This window comes from Paenarthrobacter sp. CCNWLY172 (genome assembly GCF_037402035.1).
In the GTDB taxonomy this organism is placed as follows: Bacteria; Actinomycetota; Actinomycetes; order Actinomycetales; family Micrococcaceae; genus Arthrobacter.
Genome location: NZ_JBBEGB010000011.1, coordinates 1 through 19,112 on the forward strand (window position 1 = coordinate 1; position 19,112 = coordinate 19,112).

Annotated in this window: 17 protein-coding genes; 7 read left to right on the plus strand and 10 right to left on the minus strand. The window is 63.0% G+C overall.

The genetic code is table 11. The features are described from left to right. Positions 1–698 precede the first annotated feature (698 nt). Positions 699–2,036 (plus strand): amidohydrolase family protein, encoded by a 1,338-nt coding sequence (locus WBN73_RS16700; RefSeq protein WP_337340853.1) that lies wholly within the window; start codon positions 699–701, stop codon positions 2,034–2,036. On the opposite strand, the gene WBN73_RS16705 is transcribed toward WBN73_RS16700, so the two are convergent. Genes WBN73_RS16705 through WBN73_RS16725 form a run of 5 tightly spaced genes read right to left on the minus strand, consistent with a single transcriptional unit; the run spans position 2,033 to position 8,427 of the window. After that, a complete protein-coding gene (locus WBN73_RS16705; protein ID WP_337340854.1) occupies positions 2,033–2,755 on the minus strand; it encodes a YesL family protein in 723 nt (240 codons plus the stop codon). The genes WBN73_RS16700 and WBN73_RS16705 overlap by 4 nt on opposite strands. An 8-nt stretch (positions 2,756–2,763) precedes the next feature. After that, complete coding sequence (locus WBN73_RS16710; protein WP_207596661.1) at positions 2,764–4,428, minus strand: ABC transporter substrate-binding protein; 1,665 nt, start codon at positions 4,426–4,428, stop codon at positions 2,764–2,766. A gap of 5 nt (positions 4,429–4,433) precedes the next feature. Then, the gene (locus WBN73_RS16715; RefSeq protein ID WP_089597228.1) at positions 4,434–5,303 is read right to left on the minus strand and encodes a carbohydrate ABC transporter permease; all 870 of its coding nucleotides are present in this window, start codon (positions 5,301–5,303) and stop codon (positions 4,434–4,436) included. A 56-nt stretch (positions 5,304–5,359) separates the two neighbouring features. Then, complete coding sequence (locus tag WBN73_RS16720; protein ID WP_337340855.1) at positions 5,360–6,340, minus strand: ABC transporter permease; 981 nt, start codon at positions 6,338–6,340, stop codon at positions 5,360–5,362. Continuing rightward, complete coding sequence (locus WBN73_RS16725; RefSeq protein WP_337340856.1) at positions 6,340–8,427, minus strand: beta-galactosidase; 2,088 nt, start codon at positions 8,425–8,427, stop codon at positions 6,340–6,342. Before WBN73_RS16725 ends, WBN73_RS16720 begins: the two co-directional genes overlap by 1 nt. Positions 8,428–8,890: 463 nt before the next feature. On the opposite strand from WBN73_RS16725, the gene WBN73_RS16730 reads away from it, so the two are divergent. Next, positions 8,891–9,643 (plus strand): ArsR/SmtB family transcription factor, encoded by a 753-nt coding sequence (locus WBN73_RS16730; protein WP_207597496.1) that lies wholly within the window; start codon positions 8,891–8,893, stop codon positions 9,641–9,643. Between the two features lie 70 nt (positions 9,644–9,713). Here WBN73_RS16730 and WBN73_RS16735 read toward each other — a convergent pair whose 3' ends face one another. Together WBN73_RS16735 and WBN73_RS16740 are read right to left on the minus strand one after the other, a co-directional pair. Further along, entirely contained in the window at positions 9,714–10,706 is a 993-nt protein-coding gene (locus WBN73_RS16735) for a nucleoside hydrolase (RefSeq protein WP_280627212.1), read from the minus strand. 93 nt (positions 10,707–10,799) lie between these two features. Next, positions 10,800–12,251, minus strand: a complete 1,452-nt coding sequence (locus WBN73_RS16740; RefSeq protein WP_337340857.1) for an MFS transporter — start codon at positions 12,249–12,251, stop codon at positions 10,800–10,802. A gap of 135 nt (positions 12,252–12,386) precedes the next feature. On the opposite strand from WBN73_RS16740, the gene WBN73_RS16745 reads away from it, so the two are divergent. Beyond that, complete coding sequence (locus tag WBN73_RS16745; protein ID WP_207596656.1) at positions 12,387–13,160, plus strand: GntR family transcriptional regulator; 774 nt, start codon at positions 12,387–12,389, stop codon at positions 13,158–13,160. Positions 13,161–13,182: 22 nt separating this feature from the next. Further along, on the plus strand, positions 13,183–14,079 hold the full coding sequence (locus WBN73_RS16750) for a ribokinase (protein ID WP_337340858.1): 897 nt from the start codon (positions 13,183–13,185) through the stop codon (positions 14,077–14,079). 7 nt (positions 14,080–14,086) lie between these two features. Here WBN73_RS16750 and WBN73_RS16755 read toward each other — a convergent pair whose 3' ends face one another. The 3 genes from WBN73_RS16755 to WBN73_RS16765 all read right to left on the minus strand — a co-directional run bounded on the left by WBN73_RS16755 (position 14,087) and on the right by WBN73_RS16765 (position 16,548). Then, positions 14,087–14,371, minus strand: a complete 285-nt coding sequence (locus WBN73_RS16755; RefSeq protein ID WP_207596654.1) for an acylphosphatase — start codon at positions 14,369–14,371, stop codon at positions 14,087–14,089. A 91-nt stretch (positions 14,372–14,462) separates the two neighbouring features. After that, a complete protein-coding gene (locus tag WBN73_RS16760; protein WP_337340859.1) occupies positions 14,463–15,359 on the minus strand; it encodes a pullulanase X25 domain-containing protein in 897 nt (298 codons plus the stop codon). A gap of 157 nt (positions 15,360–15,516) precedes the next feature. Continuing rightward, positions 15,517–16,548 carry an adenosine deaminase gene (locus tag WBN73_RS16765; protein ID WP_207596652.1) on the minus strand — a complete coding sequence of 344 codons (1,032 nt, stop codon included), beginning with the start codon at positions 16,546–16,548 and terminating at the stop codon, positions 15,517–15,519. 83 nt (positions 16,549–16,631) lie between these two features. Between WBN73_RS16765 and WBN73_RS16770 the strand changes: the two genes are divergently transcribed. The 3 genes from WBN73_RS16770 to WBN73_RS16780 all read left to right on the plus strand — a co-directional run bounded on the left by WBN73_RS16770 (position 16,632) and on the right by WBN73_RS16780 (position 19,087). Further along, positions 16,632–17,546, plus strand: a complete 915-nt coding sequence (locus WBN73_RS16770) for an MSMEG_6728 family protein (protein WP_207596651.1) — start codon at positions 16,632–16,634, stop codon at positions 17,544–17,546. 150 nt (positions 17,547–17,696) lie between these two features. Continuing rightward, a complete protein-coding gene (locus tag WBN73_RS16775; protein ID WP_207596650.1) occupies positions 17,697–18,059 on the plus strand; it encodes a DUF1622 domain-containing protein in 363 nt (120 codons plus the stop codon). Next, the gene (locus WBN73_RS16780) at positions 18,056–19,087 is read left to right on the plus strand and encodes an alpha/beta hydrolase (RefSeq protein WP_337340860.1); all 1,032 of its coding nucleotides are present in this window, start codon (positions 18,056–18,058) and stop codon (positions 19,085–19,087) included. Before WBN73_RS16775 ends, WBN73_RS16780 begins: the two co-directional genes overlap by 4 nt. Positions 19,088–19,112: the final 25 nt, after the last annotated feature.

A 19,112-nucleotide genomic window follows, 5' to 3' on the forward strand; every position in this document is an offset into this window, starting at 1 on the left:
TCATCCCCCCACCCCACATCGACCCACACCAAACACCCCGACGCAACCACCACCACACCCCCCACAGAACATAGGAAGCCCGGGTTCAACTGGGGGGAAGAGGCCAAGGGCCCGATCTTGCTCCGGGCGGCGACCCATCGCCATCAGGAGATGAGCCACCGTCAAGCGCTTGCTGAACGGTTTGCCCGGCAAATCCGCGGGCTTGGGTGACGAGCGAACTTTGGTGTCGGAATATCGGGAGGGCCAGGGCGACACTTTGTTCGCTCCCGGACCGCTTCCCGTGCCGGCGCGTGCCCAACCCCCGCGGGCCTGCAACTGCAAACACAGGCGCGTACACAGTGCGGACTCCCCGGGAGTGAATCGCCAGCCGTCTATTCGGCCACGGTGAGCCTTACCTCTACCGACACCAGCAGCGGCCTGGCGTTCAGGCACAGCAGGGAGACCGGCAGGCCGCCGACGAACAGCATCGGCCGCACGTTGAGGAGATCAGCACGAATCCGGCCATGCAGAGGATCCCCGCATCCCCGACAACCAACTCCATCCATCACCTGTACAGCCTTGGCATACCAAGCATTCAAGCTATCTCAACAATTTCAGCAGTTGCTTGCATCACACCATAAGCCTGAGGCATTCTGGAATACCAAATGCTCAACCGCAGCCAAGTAGCGGCCCAGCAGCTCGTCCCCAGGAGTCCAACAATGTGCCTTCACGATCACACCTCAGCACCCAAGCCCCAGGGTGAGTTGCCCCGCCGAGGCATCCTCGCCGGAGCTGCAGCACTGGCCGGGATCTCCGTTGCCGGCATCGCCGCGCAACTGGCATCAGCACCAGCTGCCCTTGCGGACAACACGCAGTCGGGCCCAAACTACCCCGGTCGTCCGTTGACCACCCAAGCGCTCATCATCGAGGGCGGCACCGTGGTGGACCCAAAGACCGGCGATGCGGTGGCAGATGGCGTGGTGGTGCTCGACGGCGGCAAGGTCACCGCCGTCGGCACCCGGGACGAAACACGCAAGGCTGTTGCCGCCGTCGCGAACCGTGCCCGTAGGCTCAACGCCTCGGGTAAATGGGTCCTTCCGGGACTCGTCGATGCCCACGTCCACGCGAACGCACTGGCAGACGCCCGGGCTCTCCTGCAAGGCGGAGCCACCAGCGTACGGAGCGGATCGAGCACTTTCTACCAGGACATTGCTCTCGCCGCGCTGCCGTCGTGGGCTCCTGGCCTCTCGCCGAGGATGACTCCGGCGGGGCTGTTTATCTCACCGGATCAGGGAGATTCCCTCCTGGCTGATCCGGACTTGGCGCCTCTGGCGACGCTCAGCGGTGGCGTGACGGAGCCGCAGGACCTCGCGTACCTGACCCGCGTCAACCTCAAGCGCGGCGCCGAGGTCATCAAAACCCGGGCCAACCCGCGGGCTGGCCTTCCCGAACAGGATCCCCGCGAGTTGGTCTACAACGTGGACCAGATCGGTGCGATCGTCAAGGCAGCCAAGGGAGCCGGAGTCCTCTGCCACGCCTACAGCGCCGAAGGAATCGATGGCGCCGTCCGAGCAGGCGTGCGCAGCATCGAGCACGGCGTCTTCATGACGGAAAAGACCATCCAGGAGATGGCCCGGCGCGGCACGTTCTTCACACCCACCATGGATGCCATCACGAGTATGGCCCGCTCCGCCAACCCGATCCTGGCCGCACGCGGAACGGAATACACACCCATCCTTCAAGCTGCCGTGCGCGCAGCCAAGGACGCCGGAGTCACGATCGTGGCCGGCACCGATTCCTTCGGAACGGACGTGACGCCGATCGGCACGGAGGCCCGATTGCTCGCGGAAGCCGGACTAACCCCCTTGGAAGCATTGCAGGCAGCCACCACCAATGCGGCGCGTTTGCTGGGACGCGGCGAAAACGTTGGCCGCTTGGTTCGCGGTTCAGCGGCGGATGTCGTGGTGGTGGATTCGGATCCACTGACCGATGGCTCTGCCTTGGAAAAGGTCAGCACGGTGATCGCGCAAGGTGCCGTGGTCCGGACAAACCTCTAGTCCACCGGGGCGGATCCCGACAGGGAACCTGCCGCGCTGACAGCCACCGAAACGGTGAATTTCTCTTCCACCAACGCCAGCAGCGGTCGGGAGTTCATGCACAGCAGGTAGACCAGCAGCCCGGCGGCAAACAGCATCAGCCACACGCTGGTGGAGATCAGCACGAAGCCCGTAATGAAGAGGATCCCCACGTTCCCGAGCGCTACCCGTTTCCGGACACCAATGCTGTAGATGGATAGCCGGTAGATGTCCACGGTGCGGAAATCGAAGCGGGCAAGCAACAACATCGCGTGCAGGGCAGCCGTGCTCACCAGAAGGCCAAGCCCCACCAGCCCGATCCGGGCAGCAACCGCTTCAAGGTTGCTGCCCGGCAGGCTGGCGAGGTTCGAGGCGATGACTGCAAGGAGGGCGGCGTAGGGCAGCCAGACCGCCAATGCCTGTCCAAAATTGCGTCGATAGGCCTTTACGAAGTCGTGGAACACCCCCGTGTCCTCACCAGCGAGAAGCCGGTTGAAGGCATAGCAGGAAGCCACCACGGAGGGGCCCACCAGCACGAACCCCACCAGCGCCCCAGGACCCACCAGTCCAGCCAGCAACGGCATGAGCACTACCAGCGCGTTGGCCAGCACCAGCAAAGCTCCACCCCCCATGACGCCGTACACCACGCCCGCCGCCCTGAACAGAGGGCCGGATCCGTACTGTTCCTCCTTCGCAGCCATCAGAAGAGCTACTTCTTATCCGCGTATGCTTTGTACGCCTTGTTCGCCAACTCCACGTATTTCGTCTGGCCCTTGCTGTCGAGTTCCTTCACGTAGGCGTCGAACTCGGCCAGAGCACGCTGACCGGTGATGAACTTGAGGGTGTTCTGCTTGACGTGGTCCTTGAGCGGGGTGAGTGCAAGGGTCGCCTGCTCCCGGTCCACGTCGTTGAACGGTACAGGAGGGGGCACGGGGCGCGGCTTCTTGGACTTCATGGCTTTCTGGAACGCCAGTTCCTCGTCGTTGAACGTGGACTGCAGCAGTTCCGTGGCCCCACCGTAGGCGAAGTTGCCGCCGGAGAATCCGTACTCCACCCGGAGGTCCTTGGTGCCGGCGGGATTGAGGCCTTGGAAGTTAATGTCGGATGCGAGTTGGCGCTTGCCGCCGGACTTGGTGAAGGTGGTTCCTTCCACGCCCCATTTGCTGAACTCCTGACCGGCGTCGCTGTAAAACAACCAGTCGATGTACTGGATGAGCGCCACGAAGCTGTCTTTGTCCTTCACGGACGAGTTCAGCATGATGCCGTTCTCCAACCGGGTTCCGCCGATGACGTCTCCGGCCGGGCCACCCGGAACCGTGATCTTGCCGATCTCGAAGTTGCCCTTGCCCAAGGACTGCTCCATGGAGGTGCGGTAGGTGATGACGTTCTGCGAGTTGGCACTGATGACGAACGACTTGCCGGAGACGAACTTCTGGATGGCAGAGTCGTCGGTCTGGGTGAAGCTTTCAGGGTCCATCAGGCCTTCGGACACCAGGGAGTTGAAGTACGTCACCAGGTCTTTGAACTTATCCGAACCAGCAGCGAAGCCGAACTCCTTTTTGTCTTCGTCGAACTGCAGGCCGTCCACCAGTCCCCAGCCGGCCACGGTCCCGAAGGCTGCACTTGCGATGTTCAGGACACTGTCACCCTTGAACCGGTCAGAGTAGGGCACCACGTCCGGGTAGGCCTTCTTCAGCGAACGCAGCACGTCACGGAATTCGTCCCAGGTAGTGGGCTCGGAGAGGCCTTCCTTCTTCAGTACATCCTTGCGGAAGCACAGGGAGTAGTCGGGCCAGAGTTCCTCATGCAAACCGGGCAGGACGTAATACTTGCCGTCTTCCTGGGTCAGTCCTTCAATCTCGGGCTCGAGCTTCCACTTCTTCACCTTCTCCTGGAAATGCGGCATCAGGTCCACGTAGTCGCTGACGGGCAGGACGGCACCGGCGGAAACGAACGCTGCTTCCTGTCCTGGATAGGTCTTGGCGATGATCTCCGGCGCGCTGCCAGAGCTGATGAGGAGGCTGCGTTTCTGTTCGTAGTCGCTGTTGGGCACGATGGTCGGTTCCAAGGTGACATTGTTGTCGCTGGCCATCTTGGTGAAGAGCAGCCAGTCCTTCTTGTACGGGTAGGTGGGCTGATCGGAGAACAGGAAGGTGAACGTCAACGGCACCGTCGCCTTGAAGGTATCACCGACATTGAAGCTGTCCATCGCGCCGTTGCGGGACTTGGACGTATCCACCTTTTCGGTGGTTTCGGCGTCGCAACTGGTCAGCATGAGTCCGATGGTGGCAACAGAGGCGAGTCCAAGAAAATCGCGCCTGCGGAATTCTGGTCGGCGGAGCTCAGGTTTGTGGATCATTGGATGTCCTTTCATAAGGGTTATTCCTTGACGGAACCGAGCATGACGCCCGAGAAGAAGTACTTCTGCACGAAGGGGTAGACGCAAAGGATCGGGATGACGGTCAGGACGATGGTGACCGATTGGATGTTGGCGGCGATCTGGCCGACGTTCTCCGCTGTTCCGCCGGCTGAGCCCGCTGTGGTGACTCCGGCGATCATGTTGCGCAGGTAGATGGTGACCGGGAAGAGGTCCGGGTTGTCGAGGTAGAGGAAGGCCTGGAACCAGGAGTTCCAGTTGGCTACGGCGTAGAACAGGATCATGGTGGCCACGATTGCCTTGCTGAGCGGCAGGACCACCCGGAACAGCACCCCGTACTGGGTGAGCCCGTCAATCGATGCCGCTTCCTCCAGTTCGCGGGGCATGTTCTCAAAGAAGGACTTCATGATGAGCAGGTTGAACACGCTGATGGCGTTGGGCAGCACCACGGCCCAGATGGAGTCCCGCATGCCCAGGGAACTGATGAGCACGTAGTTGGGAATCAGCCCGCCGTTGAAGAACATGGTGAACACGGCAAGGCCTATGAAGACGCTGCGTCCTTTAAGGTCCTTCTTGGCGATGGCGTAGGCGAACGACGTGGTGAGCACCATGGAGATTGCCGTTGCCACCACCGTGTACAGCACAGTGTTGCCGTAGTTGTTCCAGAAGGTGGAATCGGCCAGTATCAGCTTGTACGTCTCGGTGTTGAAGCCCATCGGGAACAGGTTGACCTGTCCGGCGTTGATGAACCCTTCGCTGGAGAACGACTGGGCAATGATGTTCAGGAACGGGTACACCGTCAGGAACACCACCAGCAGCAGGAACACCAGGTTGAACGCCCGGAAGATCCGCATGGCGCGTGAGACTTTCATGTCCTTCACCAGGACGCCTTGGGCGGCGCCGCCCTTGATGGCAGTAGCTGTCTTGTTCACCACAGGCTCGTTCCTGCGAGGCGCTTTGAGATCGCGTTCGCTGAGAGGATCAGCGTGAGGCCGATGACGGATTCGAACATTCCGATGGCGGCCGCGTAGCTGAAGTTGCTGGATTCCAGGCCCACCCGGTACAGGTAGGTGGAGATGACGTCTGAGGTTGCGTAGTTGAGCGGGTTGTAGATGAGCAGGATCTTCTCGAAACCCACCGCCATGAATGTGCCGATGTTCAGGATCAACAGGGTGATGATGGTTGGCCTGATGGCTGGGAGAGTCACGTGCCATGTCTGCTGCCAACGGTTGGCGCCGTCGATCCGGGCCGCCTCATAGAGCGATTCGTCCACGCGCGTCAGCGCGGCAAGGTAGAGGATGGCGCCCCAGCCCATGGTCTGCCAGACCTCGGAGCTGATGTACATGGGCCTGAACCAGCCCGGGTCCTGCGTAAAATTCACGGTGGTTCCGAACACCGACTCCGCTATTTGGTTCACGGTGCCGGTCATGGAGAAGTTCTGCAGGATCATGCCGGCGATGATCACCACGGACATGAAGTGCGGCAGGTAGGCCACGGTTTGGACGAACTTCTTGAACTTCTGCGACCTCAACTCGTTGAGCATGAGCGCGAAGATGATGGGCATCGGGAAGCAAAACACCAGGGTCAGGACGCCAAGGATGATGGTGTTCTGGAAGGCCTGCCAGAAGCTGGGATCGTTGATGAACAGGGTGATGTATTTGAACCCCACCCACTTCTCGCCGAAGATGCTGCCTCCGGGCTGGAACTGACGGAAAGCGATCACATTGCCGACCATGGGCAAGTATCTGAAAATCAGGAGATACAGCAGCGGCAGCGCCAGCAGTGTGTACAAACGCCAATCGCGTTTAAGCGCCAGCTTCCAGCTTCCGGGCTTGTTGCGCCGCTTCTTCGCTGAGCCGGGTTCGGGGCCCGCGACGGCCTTGGGTGGAACATCCAGTCGCAAAGCCATCAGTCCGCCTCCCGTCCGGCAGCTTCGTCCGGAATTTCGTCCAGAATGAGGACTCCGTTGGCAGGGAGCTCAACCAGCCCGCTCACCGCGCGTCCGCTGAGGCGGTCCGTGCCGCCGTCGAGCACGTCCACGCTGGACGGCGCATCGTTGTGATTGAGCACCATGAGGAAGCTTTTGTTGGTGCCGTCCGCGGCAGTGGAAGCACGACGCCGGACCTGGACTCCTGCAGGCGCCTTCAGTTCCGGCTTCACACCGGCCGCGCGAAGTTGGTCCTCCAGAAGCTGGTTCAGTAAGTCCTCGTCAACGCGCGCCGACACGTACAGTGCAGTGCCAAGGCCGAACGAGTTGCTGGTGACGGCCGGAGCACCGGCAAGGCGGCCCGAGGAGTAGCTGGCCAGGACCTCCGCAGATTCGGCGTGCAGATGCTCAGTCCAGTAGCTCGCGGAGGAGGTGCCGCCGTCGGGCGTTGAGAGCTTTACGTGCTCGTCCGCGCCGGCGAGCGGGTGCATTTCCTCGCTCCATGCCCCCAGGACCTTCCTCAATGCGCCCGGGTAGCCGCCCAGCCGTATGGTGTTGTCCTGGTCCACGATGCCCGAAAGGTAGGAGACCACCAGCCTTCCACCGTTTGCCACGTAGTTTTCGAAGCTGGCTGCCGCGTCGTCCGTCAGAAGGTACGACGCCGGCATGATCACCAGGCTGTACCCGGAAAGGTCGCTGTTGGCGTTGACGAAATCCACGGTGATGTTGGCCTCGAACAGGGGGCGGTAGAACCGTTGGACCTCCTGCGCGTAGTTCAGGTCCGACCTCGGAGAGTTGCCGAGTTCCAATGCCCACCAGCAGTCCCAATCAAAAACGATGGCCACTTTGGCTGTGGATCGCGTTCCCGTCAGGTCGCCCAACGCCTTGAGTTCTTGGCCGAGCTCGCAGACTTCGCGGAAGATCCGGGTGTTGGGGCCGGCATGGTTCACCATGGCCGAGTGATAGCGCTCGGTTCCGCCCTTGGCCTGCCGCCACTGGAAGAACAAGATGGAATCAGCGCCCTGCGCTATGGCCTGGTAAGAGCCGAGGCGCATCTTGCCCGGAAGCTTGGAGACGTTGACGGACCATTGGCTGACCGCGCCGGTGGCTTGCTCCATCACCATCCACGGCTGGCCGTGACGGAGTGAGCGCATGAGGTCGAAGTTCAGCGCTGCCGCAATGTGGGCGTCGTCTTCGCGAGGATCCGGGTAGATGTCCAGCGCCGCAGCGTCTTCCTCAGCGGCCCAGGCCCAGTAGTCGTTGGTCTTGTAGAAGCGCATGAAGTTGGTGAGGATCGGCAGGTCCGGGCTGTGACGGCGAAGGACATCACGCTCGGCCTTGAAGTGTTCCAGCATGCTGTCCGAGGTGAAGCGATGGAAGTCCAAGCGGCGTGACGGGTTGGACCAGGTGCGGGGTTGGGCAGGGACGCCGACTTGGTTCCAGTCAGAGTAGAGCTGGCCCCACACCGTGGTGCTCCAGGCCTGGTTGAGCTCATCCAGGGACGAGTACTTTCGCTGCAGCCATTCCCGGAACGCCTTCTCAGCCCACGGACCATAGGACACAGGTCCGTATTCATTGCCGACGTGCCACATCCGCAGCGCAGGATGGCCGGCGTAGCGCTCCCCCATCTTTTCTGCGAGGGCCAGTGACTTGGCGCGGTACACGGGGTGGGAAACATCGAAGTGCTGCCTGGAACCGAAGCCAAAAATGCTGCCGTCGGGGCGCTCCGGCATGATGTCCGGGTGCTGCTCCACCAGCCAGGCCGGCGGCACAGCGTCCGGGGTTGCCAGGTCCACGCCGATGCCGTGCGAGTGCATCAGGTCCATGACGTCGTCCAGCCAGCCAAAGTCGAAGACGTTGTCACTGGTTTCCAGCCGGCTCCAGGAGAAGACCGCCAAGGTCACCAGGTTTACCCCGGCCTGCTGCATGAGTTTGGCGTCCTCGAGCCACACTTCCTGTGGCCATTGCTCGGGGTTGTAATCCCCGCCGTAGGCTATGCCGCCTATTCGTTGGTGCAGTTGCTGGAGCCGCGCCTCGGCTGTCCGCAATTCCTCAGGGTGGATGGTCATCGTTGTCCTTCACTCGGCTTCGTCGCCCCACATCACTGTGCGACGCACATCACAGAGAGAAACTATCGTAAAGTTTACGCAATAACAACAGGTCAGTATCCGAAACTCATGAGTAACAACGCCCTCTGAAACTAGCCCAACGACGCCTGATTTCCAGAGTTTCGGAGCAGCTGTTGCCAGGCGCAGCGGGCGAAATCGAGTAATGAAGCGAGCAAGTTTCCGAGGTCGAATGGAAACTATCGGACCATCTTTGCGGAGACCTGTGCCGTGGCCTGAATTCAACGGGAGCGCGGGAAAGCTGCGGGATCGCCGGAAAGGAACGGCGGTTTCGCAGCGCACCCACGATCTCGACGCCCCGCCCCGGTCGACGCGCGGCGCACCGCCCGGTCCACACGCGGCGCCCCACCCCCAGCGGCCCTGGAAACCGTTGACACGTGACCATATGGTCACCTATTCTGACGCCATGGACATCGTGTTCAAGGCCTTGGCAGACCCCACCCGCAGGGAACTGCTGGACGAACTCTTCCGCGAGGATGGCCAGTCCGCCTCCGCCTTGGGAGCCCGGTTCGAGATGACCCGTTTCGGCATCGCAAAGCACCTCAAGCTGCTGGAAGATGCGGGATTGGTGGTCACCCGCCGTCGGGGACGCGAAAAGCTGCACTTCCTGAACCCGGTACCCATCCGCCTCATCCACGATCGTTGGGTGAGTAAATACGCAGAACCATGGGCCGCTGCCCTCAGCGACCTCAAATCCAGATTGGAAAGTCCCATGGAAAAGATCTTCGAGATATACATCAAGACCACTCCCGAACGGCTCTGGGAAGCCATCACCGACAGCGACATCCGCAGCAAGTACCAGTTCGGAAACACCTTCACATCGGACTGGACGCCCGGAAGCCGCTTCGAGATGCACAACGTCAACGCTGACGCACCACTCGGCGAGGGCGAGAACATCGAAGTCGATCCTCCGCGCCGGCTCGTCCAAACCATGCGTGCACTCTGGGGCGAGGACGTGAAGGCCGAGGGAACCTCGCGGATCACCTGGGAAATTGAACCCGTCGGCGACTCCTGCCACCTGACCGTCACGCACGATCAACTCCGCGAAGGCGCCAACGACCAACTTTACGGAGGCTGGCCCATGATCCTCTCCGGCCTCAAGACCTGGTTGGAAACCGGCGAAAAGCTCACCACACCCGGCTCGCTCATGTACACGTAGGCGGCTTAAACGCGGACGACGACGGCGGGCCGCTGCCGCCGTCGTCGTCGATACCCCAGCCTCCCGCCCGTCAGGCGACGGGCACAATCTCCTGCTCTTCAGGGAGCCAGGCCCCCTGCAGGGTTCCAAGCAGGTGCGGTGCGAAGTCCTCGCCAATTTCCATCACTACCCGGCAGCGTGCCCCGCGCTGCTCCGGGAAGCCCGCGTACTGACCGCGGAGATCGCACACCGTCTGGCCGCGACCGGGTCCGTCAGTGGTGTCCACCTGGACACGAACGGTGGGAGCCAGCGTCAGCTCCACTCCCCTGACGGCGATGGCCGCGGCAAGGGGATCGTGCATCGCCGAGCATGCCCGGCCGAAGATGTCGACGTAGAAGCCAAAGTAGTAGCCCAGCATTTCTCCCAGCGCCTGCGAGACCGGGTGCTCGGTGGCCAGCAACTCCTGGCGGTGTTTTTCCTCCAGGACGTTGGTCATGGTGACATCCAGGGGTACCAGGGTGACGTTCCAGTCGGCGGCCAGCACCTCGGCAGCGGCTTCGGGGTCGTTGGCGATGTTGGCCTCGGCCACCGGCGTAATATTCCCGGGGGCCAGTGCTGCGCCGCCCATGATGGTGACCTCAGCAATGAGCTCCGGAAGCTTGGGTTCCAGGCGCAGCGCCTCGGCAATGTTGGTCAGCGGGCCGATGGCCACCAAGCGCAGTTCCCCGGCGTACTGGTGTGCCAGCTGGACCAACAGTTCGGCGGCCGTTGCGTCCACCGGTTCGCGGTCAGACTGGACCAGGTCCACTCCGCCGATGCCGTTGTCGCCGTGGACATGTGGGGCACCGCCGTGGAACGTACCCACCTGTGGATCGTGCGCACCGACAGCCACCGGAATGTCCGGGTGGCCGGCCAGGTTCAGCAGGTCCAGGGTGTTCCGGGCGCCGCCTGCTGCACTGACGTTGCCACTGACCGTGCCGATTCCTACCAGTTCCGCCCGCGGGGCGGCCAGGAGGTAGGCGAGGGCGAGGGCGTCGTCGATGCCGGTATCGCAGTCAAGGAAGAAGGGTGCGGACTGGGTCATGATGGTCTCTCGTTTCAGGATGGAGCGGGTCGTGGGGCGGGCGGGGTGAAGTTCTGGTGTGTGGCACGCCCAACCGGGTGCCGGCGTCGTGCGTTAGATTTTTTCGCCCTTGGGTGCCGCGATGAAGAGGCTGACAATGAAGGCAAGTGCTGTGATGGACACCGAAATCCAGAGGGCTGTGGAGTATCCGGCGGCAGTTCCCTGACCTGCGAAGGGGGCAACAATCACGACGCCGAGGCTCGCGCCGATGCCGAAGGAGGCACCGTTGATGCCCGGCAAGGCGGCCGGTGCTTCCTTGGGAGAGAGCAGCACGGACAAGCCGTTGATGGCCGTGAGGAAGAAGCCGTTGTAGAAGATGCCCAGGGCTGCGATGGCGATGAGGACCGCGATCTGGTGGTGGGCGAACAGTGCTGCGACGATCGCGCAGGCGAGGCTGGTTGCCGTGCCGACGCGGACGGTCTTGATCCAACCGCGGCGGTCGGCGATCCATCCGGCCAGGGGTGCGGCGAACACGCCGATGAGTGCCGCAGGGGTGAGGAACAGCAGGGCGGCAACCGAGGCGGACAGACCGAAGCCGTTCTCCTTGTCCTGGCTGAGCAGCACCACAGTGAAGTTGATGATGGCGAAGATGCCCGCGAGCGTCAGCACGGTGGTGGCAATGACGGGCCAGACCTGGCGTGAACGGAGGTGGTGTACTGCAACCAGCGGAGTTTCGCGCTTCTTTTCGATGAGCCAGAACGCCGCAAAGGAAGCGATGCTGCCGGCCAACAGGCCGAGGGCGGCAGGCGAGGTCCAGCCGGCTGAAGAACCGGTGGAGACAAAGTAGGTGATGAAAACCAGGAACACGGACAACGAGCCTGCACCCCACCAGTCCATCCGGCCCGGAGCCGCCGCGGACTTGCCGCCGGGGACCACTTTGATGACGCAGACGACGGCGATCGCGGCCAAAACCAGGACGGCGACAAAAATCGACTGGAAGCCAAGGGTCTCGGCCATGAGTCCGCCGAAGTAGCCATCCACGCCACCAACGCCGCCATTGATGGCCGCGATGATGCCGATGGAGGTGCCGAAGAGCCGCGCCGGCAGGTACTCATTGAGGACGATGTAGGACAGCGCAAAGATGGCACTGGAGACACCCTGCATGAAGCGGCCCGTGACCAGCAGGGGCAGGGTGGGCGCGAAAATACACAGGACCGTTCCGGCGCCCATGATCGCCAGCACCAGCAGGAGGGCATTGCGGCGGCCGATGAAGTCGCTCCATCGCCCGATGACCGGACCGGCAATGGCGCCCGCCAGGAAGAACATCGACTGGACCTGCGCAACGGCCTCGGGCGTTTCGCCGAAGAAGGAGCCGATGTGCGGGAGCGCCGGGGTGATCATGCTGGCGTTGAGCTGGAAGGCCAGCACTGCCAGGACCAGCGTAGTGATCAGCAGCGCGGCGGCTTTTCCGTGGAAGCGGCTTTCTTCCGCGGCTGCTGGGGCCTGCGTTGATGCCGGGGCCTGCGGGTCTGCAGGCTGCTGGCCAGTGGCGGTGGGGATGTTCACATCAAACTCCTTTGTCCGAGGGCGCGGGGCGGCGCCACGAGATGTGAGTTGTTATACAAGCATGTATTACGAGCTTGTGCAACCTGTCACAGTCATCCGGTACAGTGTCGGTAACCCATCTCAAGTGAGGCACCCTTGACCGACAACGCCGTCCAATTCCTGTCACGACCCATCGCTGCCCAGCCAGGTCAGCCATTGCGCGTCGCGGCCTACTCCCGCATCGCTGAGGCCATCCGCACCAAGATCCTGCCGCCTGGTTCGCTGCTCCCCACGGAGACCGAGCTGGGCACCATGATGGACGTCAGCCGCACCGTGATCCGGGAAGCGCTGATGTTGCTCGAAGAAGACGGCCTCACCCGGGCTCGGCGCGGCGTCGGCCGCTTCGTAGCGGATTCGCTTCCCCGTATCGGCATCGAACACATACGCCCGTTTGACCAACTCCTTGGCGGACCCGACCAGGACATCCAGGTCAAACGGGTCGCGGCGATCAAGCAGCCGGCGTCGGAATTCGTGGCTCCCGGCATCGGCGTGCAGCCTGATGAAGACGTGTGGTTCTGGGAAAGCGTGCTCATCCGCAACGGTGAGCCTGTTGCCCACCTCCAGGAAAACGTGGCCCAAGGGATCCCCGAAGCCCAGGCCCTGGCCGAAGCGGCAGAAGCTCCCACCCTTTCCGCGTCCACGCTGCTCGAAGTCCTCAGCGGACTTCCTGGGGTTTCCCTCGGACCCGGCGAATGTGAAATCAGCCTCAGCACCGCAGGTCCCAGCCGTGCAAAGCTGCTGGGCCTCCGCCCGTCCGACCCCGTACTGGTCCTGACCCAGTACGTGCGCCGGAACGGCAACGCCTTCTACCTCGCCAAATGCCTGGTGGCTGCCAAGGCCGGCCACCTCTCCGTCATCCAGTCCTCCTGAAATTACCCGTAAAGGACCTTCCATGAGCACGTCCCCTCAGTTTGCCGCGCCCTCATCCCTGACCGTGGTGGGCAGCATCAACCTCGACATCACAGCCACCGCCGACAGGCTCCCCTCACCGGGTGAAACCGTCGGCGGCGGCATCCTCCGCCAGCAACCCGGAGGCAAGGGCGCCAACCAGGCCGTTGCGGCGGCCCGGCTCGCGGGTACTTCCCGCATGGTGGGGGCAGTGGGCCAGGACGACGCGGGACTCAGCCTCATCAGCGCGATGGCGGGTGCCGGCGTCGATGTCCGGGACATTGCCCGCGTGGATGCCGCCACGGGAACAGCGCTGGTGCTGGTGGACAGCGAGGGCGAGAACCAGATTGTGGTCTGCCCCGGCGCCAACGGCTCCGTGGCCTTGAACGGTGTCTCATTCGGCGACGGCGAGGCCCTGCTCTGCCAGCTCGAAGTGGACCAGGACCTGGTGTTGGAGGCCGCCCGCCGCGCCAACGGATTCTTCGCCCTGAACGCGGCCCCGGCCGCACCGATCCTTCCCGAACTCCTGGAACGCTGCGACCTGGTGATCGTGAACGAGACAGAGTATGAACTGATTCCGGCCCTTCGAAATGCCCCACTGGTTGCCGTCACTTACGGGGGCGACGGCTCAGCCATCTTTGTCGATGGAGAACGAGTGGCCGAGGCCCCGGCCGTACGTGTCACGGACATTGCCAACACCATTGGAGCCGGGGATGCTTTCTGCGCCGCTTTGGTCCTGGCACTCCAGTCCGGCCTTGAGTACGGTCACGCACTGGCCGTGGCGAACGCCGTCGGCGCGGATGCGGTCCGGGATGCTTCATCCCAGCCGGCGCTGAAGCCTTTGGACCATTACATCGAAGCGACCCGGGCAGCCCTCCACGCAGGTTCGGCCACCAAATAATCAGTCGCTAGTCGGTGATCCTGAAGTCCTCGAAATCCCTGGTGGCCTCCGAGACTTCGAAGTCCACGTTCTCCACCCGGCCCGGCGCCCGTGTTGAATGCAGCCACGTCACCATGCTGTCAACGTCTGCCGCTGACCCCTCTGCAACCAACTGCACGGATCCGTCATGGTTGTTTCGGACCGTTCCCGTCAGCATGAGTTCTTCAGCTTTCCTGGCAGTCCAATAGCGAAAACCCACACCCTGGACAACGCCGGTGATGCGGGCTGTGAGGCGAACGGTTTCGTCAGTCATGGACCCACCTTAACGAATCCCGCCCTTGTTCGGCCCCTGCCGTTCAACGGCTCATGGGACGAACAAGGGGCGGGATCCAGCCAGGAAATACTCAGCCGATCACAATGTCCCGCGTCGCGTGGCTGTACGTGATGGTGACGGGGCCGCCGTCGTGGTTCAACTCGTGGTTGGCGCCATCGCGGGCGCCGAACGCACCGTAGTTCTCGTCCCACGACCGGTTGAGCGCGATCTTGTACGTGTAGAAGCCGGCAGGCAGTTCAGCCGTGATGGTCCACACCTGGACCAGCGGGTTGAACTCCATCTGGGCTTCGTCGTACTGCGGCGCCCAATCTTCGGGCGCACCGAGGATCTTGTTGAAGTCACCGGCAATCGCGACGGCCTCGGGCTGCGGCACGGTTTCGACGGCGGTGGCCGCCGCTGCCTTGGCCGGCGCCTTCCGCGTGGACTTCTTCGCGGCAGGCGCTGCCTTGGCTGTCGCAGCCTTGGCTTTCGGCGCAGAAACCTTGGCAGCGGCAACCTTCGGCTCGGCGACCTCAGCAGCCGCCGCCTTGGGCTCGGTGGTCTTTTTTGCCGCGGCCCGCTTGCTGGCAGCTGCCTTCCTGGCCGGAGCTTTTACCGGCGGGGCCGTCGGAACCGGAACATCGGCTGGTACCGGAGTTCCGGCGTCGAGCGCTGCCGCAAAAGCGGCGACATCAGGGAACGCCACCGTCGCACGCAGGCCGTCCTCCGGGATGGTCCAGCCGGAACGGCCCTTGACCAGCCAGCCGGCCTTGACCAGCTTGGCCGATGCCGAGGTAAGGGTCTTGTGGCCGCGGGGGATGCCGCCACTGAGAAGTTCAGCCTCGTGGTCATTGAAAGGTACGCGGACGATCGCTTCGGCCAGGACCTCGCCGGCGTTGAGGGTTGTCTCGGACCACACGCTTTCAGCGAGGATGTCCAGTACGGCCTTCAGACGAAGGTTGGTGTTCTCGGCGGTGTTCGCGCCCATGCTTCTCCTTCAACGGGTGAATACTTTCTTGCAGTTTGCCAATGAATTGTTAATTCCCGCGACTGCAGAAGGTAAACACCGTGTGTCGTGACCGAGTGTGACATTGCGGACGCCGCAAGTGATCCACGGGTATCGGCTGACTGGGTTTATGGGCCGTTTAAGCGTGGGGAACCGATGCCTTGACCCATTCGGTGACCTCGTCCAGCAGCACCGATTTCCGGGCGTCACTGGCGAACGAAGAACGGATGGAGTTGGCCGCCAACGTGGCCTGCTCCGGTACGGAGAACTCCAGGACCTTGGCCAGCTGCTCAAAGTTGTCGTCCACATAACCACCGAAATAGGCGGGGTCGTCGGAGTTCACGCAAACGTTCAGGCCGATGGCGAGCATTTCGGGCAAAGGGTGGTCCTCCAGCTTGTCCACTGCCCGGAGCCGGACGTTGGAGAGGGGGCACACTGTCAGGGGCACCTGCTCAGCCACCAGCCGCTGCACAACGTCCGTGTCTTCCATGCAGCGGATGCCGTGATCGATCCGCTCGACGTGGAGCACATCCAAAGCCTCAGTGATATAGCTGGCCGGGCCTTCCTCGCCCGCGTGGGCGATCCTGCGCAGCCCGGCCTCGCCGGCGCGCTGGTACAGGCGCTCAAATTTCGACGGCGGATTGCCCACCTCTGCGGAGTCCAGGCCGATGCCGGCAATCGGAGCCTTCATGGCCAGGAGCTGGTCCAACACTTCGAGGGCGGAGTCCTCGGACATGTCCCGCAGGAAAGCGGCGATGAGGAGGGTGGAGACACCAAAGTCTTCTTCGGAGGTGGCCAGGGCGTTGGCCACACCATTGACGCAGGTTTCCAATGCCACACCCCGGGAGACGTGGGCTTGGGGGTCCATCATGATTTCCGCGTGGCGCACTCCCCCGGCGGCTGCCCGCTTCAGGTAGGCACGCGTCATGTCGGTAAAGTCCTGCTCGGTTTGCAGGACGGCCATGTTGGCGTAGTAGAGGTCCAGGAAGGACTGAAGATCCGTGAACTCGTACTTCTCTCGGAGTTCCTCGATGTCTTGGTACGGCAGCTCGATGCCGTTTCGTTCGGCCAGGGCAAAGATCAACTCTGGCTGGAGTGTCCCTTCGATGTGCAGGTGCAGTTCGGCAACCGGGGGCGCCGTGGTGACAGTTTTCTCGTCAAAAGTTTCCACCCTGCAACTCTAGGCCCCAACAAAGGCACGTGTCCCGGAGCACTCAACTTGGTTCTCACGCCCGGCACCCTCAAACTGAAAGGATGCAGACTTTCCTCCCCTTCGCCGATTTCCGTGAGAGTGCCAAGGCGCTCGACACCTCAAGGCTCGGCAAGCAGCGCGTCGAAGCACTCCAGGTCCTCCGCGCTTTGGTGATCCCGGAGTACGGTTGGCAGCAGCACCCCGCCGTGCGCATGTGGATGGGCCACGTCCCTGCCCTCACCATGTACGGCCTGGCCATGGCAGACGAATGGATGGACCGCGGGCACCCGGACAACACGCGCGCGAACATCGCCGAATTCGCCCCGCAGGCAGCCCACCCGGACTACGCTTCCCGGATTGTCATGCCGCCGTGGCTCGGACACGAGGACCTGCACCTCAGCCACCGCTCCAAACTGTTGGGCAAAGATCCCAAGCACTATGCGCAGATTTTCCCCGGCATCGAGGAAAAGCTGGAATACGTGTGGCCCGAGCCCAAGCACGAGTTCCACCCGGAGGACCCGGAAGAGGACCGCCTCCTGATCCTGCGCTCCAACGTGGAGGACCTCCGCCCGGAGCAGCTCACCATCGTCAGCATGCCGCCGCACGGCAAGGCCAAGTCCACGCCTGTTGCGGACCCTGACGAGTACCAGTTTGTGTACGCGGAGGAGAAGTCCCGCCGGCAGGTAGGCGGCCCCAAGAAGCGCCCGGTGGCACCGCGCGAGAAGAAGCCTACGCGGAAGCGCCAGGCACAGGAGCGGGCCTTCAACACCTTGCCCGGCAAGACCGAACTGGCCGTTCCGTTCGACGATGGCCAGACGTTCGCTGTTGGCTTGATCCAGGGCCGGCCCATCACAGTGGATGGCCGTTTCGCCCGCAACTTCGAGGTCACCAACGTGATCAAGCGCTCCGACTTCGACTATCCCGCGCTCCTGCAGGATCCCCGGGTCTTCTTCCCGGTCCCGGCACCCGCGCTGTAGCGGCACCCGCGCTGTAGCGGCAGCCTGCAACATCGCACGGCTCAACAGCGCACGACGACGGCAGCCAGGTTCTGTTTTTACAGAACCCGGCTGCCGCCGTCGTTGGTTGCTGTGTGAGACGGTGGAGACACGCAGCTATGGAGGAGGGCCATGGATTTCCAGCACGTCATCGAAGAAGTCGGCCGGTACATGGACGCAGCCGGGGTGGCGGTCATGGTGATCGGCGCACTGGTTTCCATTCCGATGGCCTTGCGCGGCTACCAGCCAAAGCGCGCCGCCGGCCTCACACCGTTCTCTCCCTACCGTTCCTACCGGCAGCTCCTGGGGCGGTCCATCCTTTTGGGGCTCGAGCTCCTGGTGGCCGCGGACATCATCCGGACCGTCGCCGTCACTCCCACTTTTGAGAGCGTGGGCGTCCTCGCGATCATCGTGCTGATCCGGACCTTCCTCAGCTTCTCGCTTGAGCTGGAAATCACTGGCCGCTGGCCCTGGCAGAAGGAAAAGGACGCATGAGGCAGGAATGGGTCCCGGACATTCTTGGCGAAGGCTTTGAGCAGCAAACGCTCAACCTCGACGGCGGCGCTGTCGCCACCGTGGTGCGGTACCTAGGAGCCGAACCAGAGTGGCCTTGGACTGCGGGCGGAGCTCCCGTCAACAGTGCAATCGACGCAGACGTCCTCTACGTACACGGCTGGTCCGACTACTTCTTCCAACGCCACGTCGCTGAGTTCTGGCACCGGGCCGGAGCACGCTTCCATGCCCTGGACCTGCACAACTACGGCCGCAGCCTGAGCCCGGGCATGGTGCCGGGATTCGTCACCGACCTGGCCGACTACGACGCTGACATCGCAGCAGCACTGTCAGCGATGGGACGCTCAGGTGATCCTGGGCGGGATCGGCCGCTCATTCTTTTGGGGCACTCCACTGGTGGGCTCACCCTCAGCCTGTGGGCTGCCCGTCATCCTGGAATGGCGTCGGCGTTGATCCTCAACAGTCCCTGGCTGGAATTCCAGGCGACTGAGCTCGGCCGGCGGGCGATCGCGCCCTTGGTAGGCCTCCACGCCCGGCTCCACCCCTTGGCACCACTGCCGCCAGTAGATCCGGGCATCTATACCCGGGCCGTGTCAGCCACCCTCGACGGCGAGTGGGACTACAACCTCGAGTGGCGGCCTGACCGGGGCTTCCCTGTCACGCCCGCATTCCTTGACGCCGTATTCCGCGGCCAAGCCACCGTCGCAGCGGGACTGGGTATCGACGTTCCCGTGCTCGTGCTGCTCTCGGACAAGAGCTATCTGCAGCCAAAGTGGTCCGCTGATGCGCTGACCGCCGACGTCGCCTTGAACGTTGACGCCGTGGCCCACCGCTCGCTGTCCTTGGCGGACACCGTCACGGTGAGCCGGCTGCCGAATGCCTTCCACGACATTTTCCTGTCGCCCGAACCTGTCAGGCGACAGGCATTCGAACGCATCGGACGCTGGCTGCCTATGGCCCTCCAGCCTTCGGACGCAGAAGTGTGGGACGCCAGGACCGCAGGCCTGTAGGGGGCCGCAGTACCTCCCGGCTCCT

Coding starts and splice junctions, on each gene's coding strand:
- WBN73_RS16705 (WP_337340854.1), bottom strand. CDS start 2,755: ATGGCTGCGAAGGAGGAACAGTACGGATCCGGCCCTCTGTTCAGGGCG.
- WBN73_RS16700 (WP_337340853.1), top strand. CDS start 699: ATGTGCCTTCACGATCACACCTCAGCACCCAAGCCCCAGGGTGAGTTG.
- WBN73_RS16760 (WP_337340859.1), bottom strand. CDS start 15,359: ATGGGCGCGAACACCGCCGAGAACACCAACCTTCGTCTGAAGGCCGTA.
- WBN73_RS16755 (WP_207596654.1), bottom strand. CDS start 14,371: ATGACTGACGAAACCGTTCGCCTCACAGCCCGCATCACCGGCGTTGTC.
- WBN73_RS16770 (WP_207596651.1), top strand. CDS start 16,632: ATGCAGACTTTCCTCCCCTTCGCCGATTTCCGTGAGAGTGCCAAGGCG.
- WBN73_RS16710 (WP_207596661.1), bottom strand. CDS start 4,428: ATGAAAGGACATCCAATGATCCACAAACCTGAGCTCCGCCGACCAGAA.
- WBN73_RS16720 (WP_337340855.1), bottom strand. CDS start 6,340: ATGGCTTTGCGACTGGATGTTCCACCCAAGGCCGTCGCGGGCCCCGAA.
- WBN73_RS16775 (WP_207596650.1), top strand. CDS start 17,697: ATGGATTTCCAGCACGTCATCGAAGAAGTCGGCCGGTACATGGACGCA.
- WBN73_RS16750 (WP_337340858.1), top strand. CDS start 13,183: ATGAGCACGTCCCCTCAGTTTGCCGCGCCCTCATCCCTGACCGTGGTG.
- WBN73_RS16715 (WP_089597228.1), bottom strand. CDS start 5,303: ATGAAAGTCTCACGCGCCATGCGGATCTTCCGGGCGTTCAACCTGGTG.
- WBN73_RS16735 (WP_280627212.1), bottom strand. CDS start 10,706: ATGACCCAGTCCGCACCCTTCTTCCTTGACTGCGATACCGGCATCGAC.
- WBN73_RS16780 (WP_337340860.1), top strand. CDS start 18,056: ATGAGGCAGGAATGGGTCCCGGACATTCTTGGCGAAGGCTTTGAGCAG.
- WBN73_RS16725 (WP_337340856.1), bottom strand. CDS start 8,427: ATGACCATCCACCCTGAGGAATTGCGGACAGCCGAGGCGCGGCTCCAG.
- WBN73_RS16730 (WP_207597496.1), top strand. CDS start 8,891: ATGGACATCGTGTTCAAGGCCTTGGCAGACCCCACCCGCAGGGAACTG.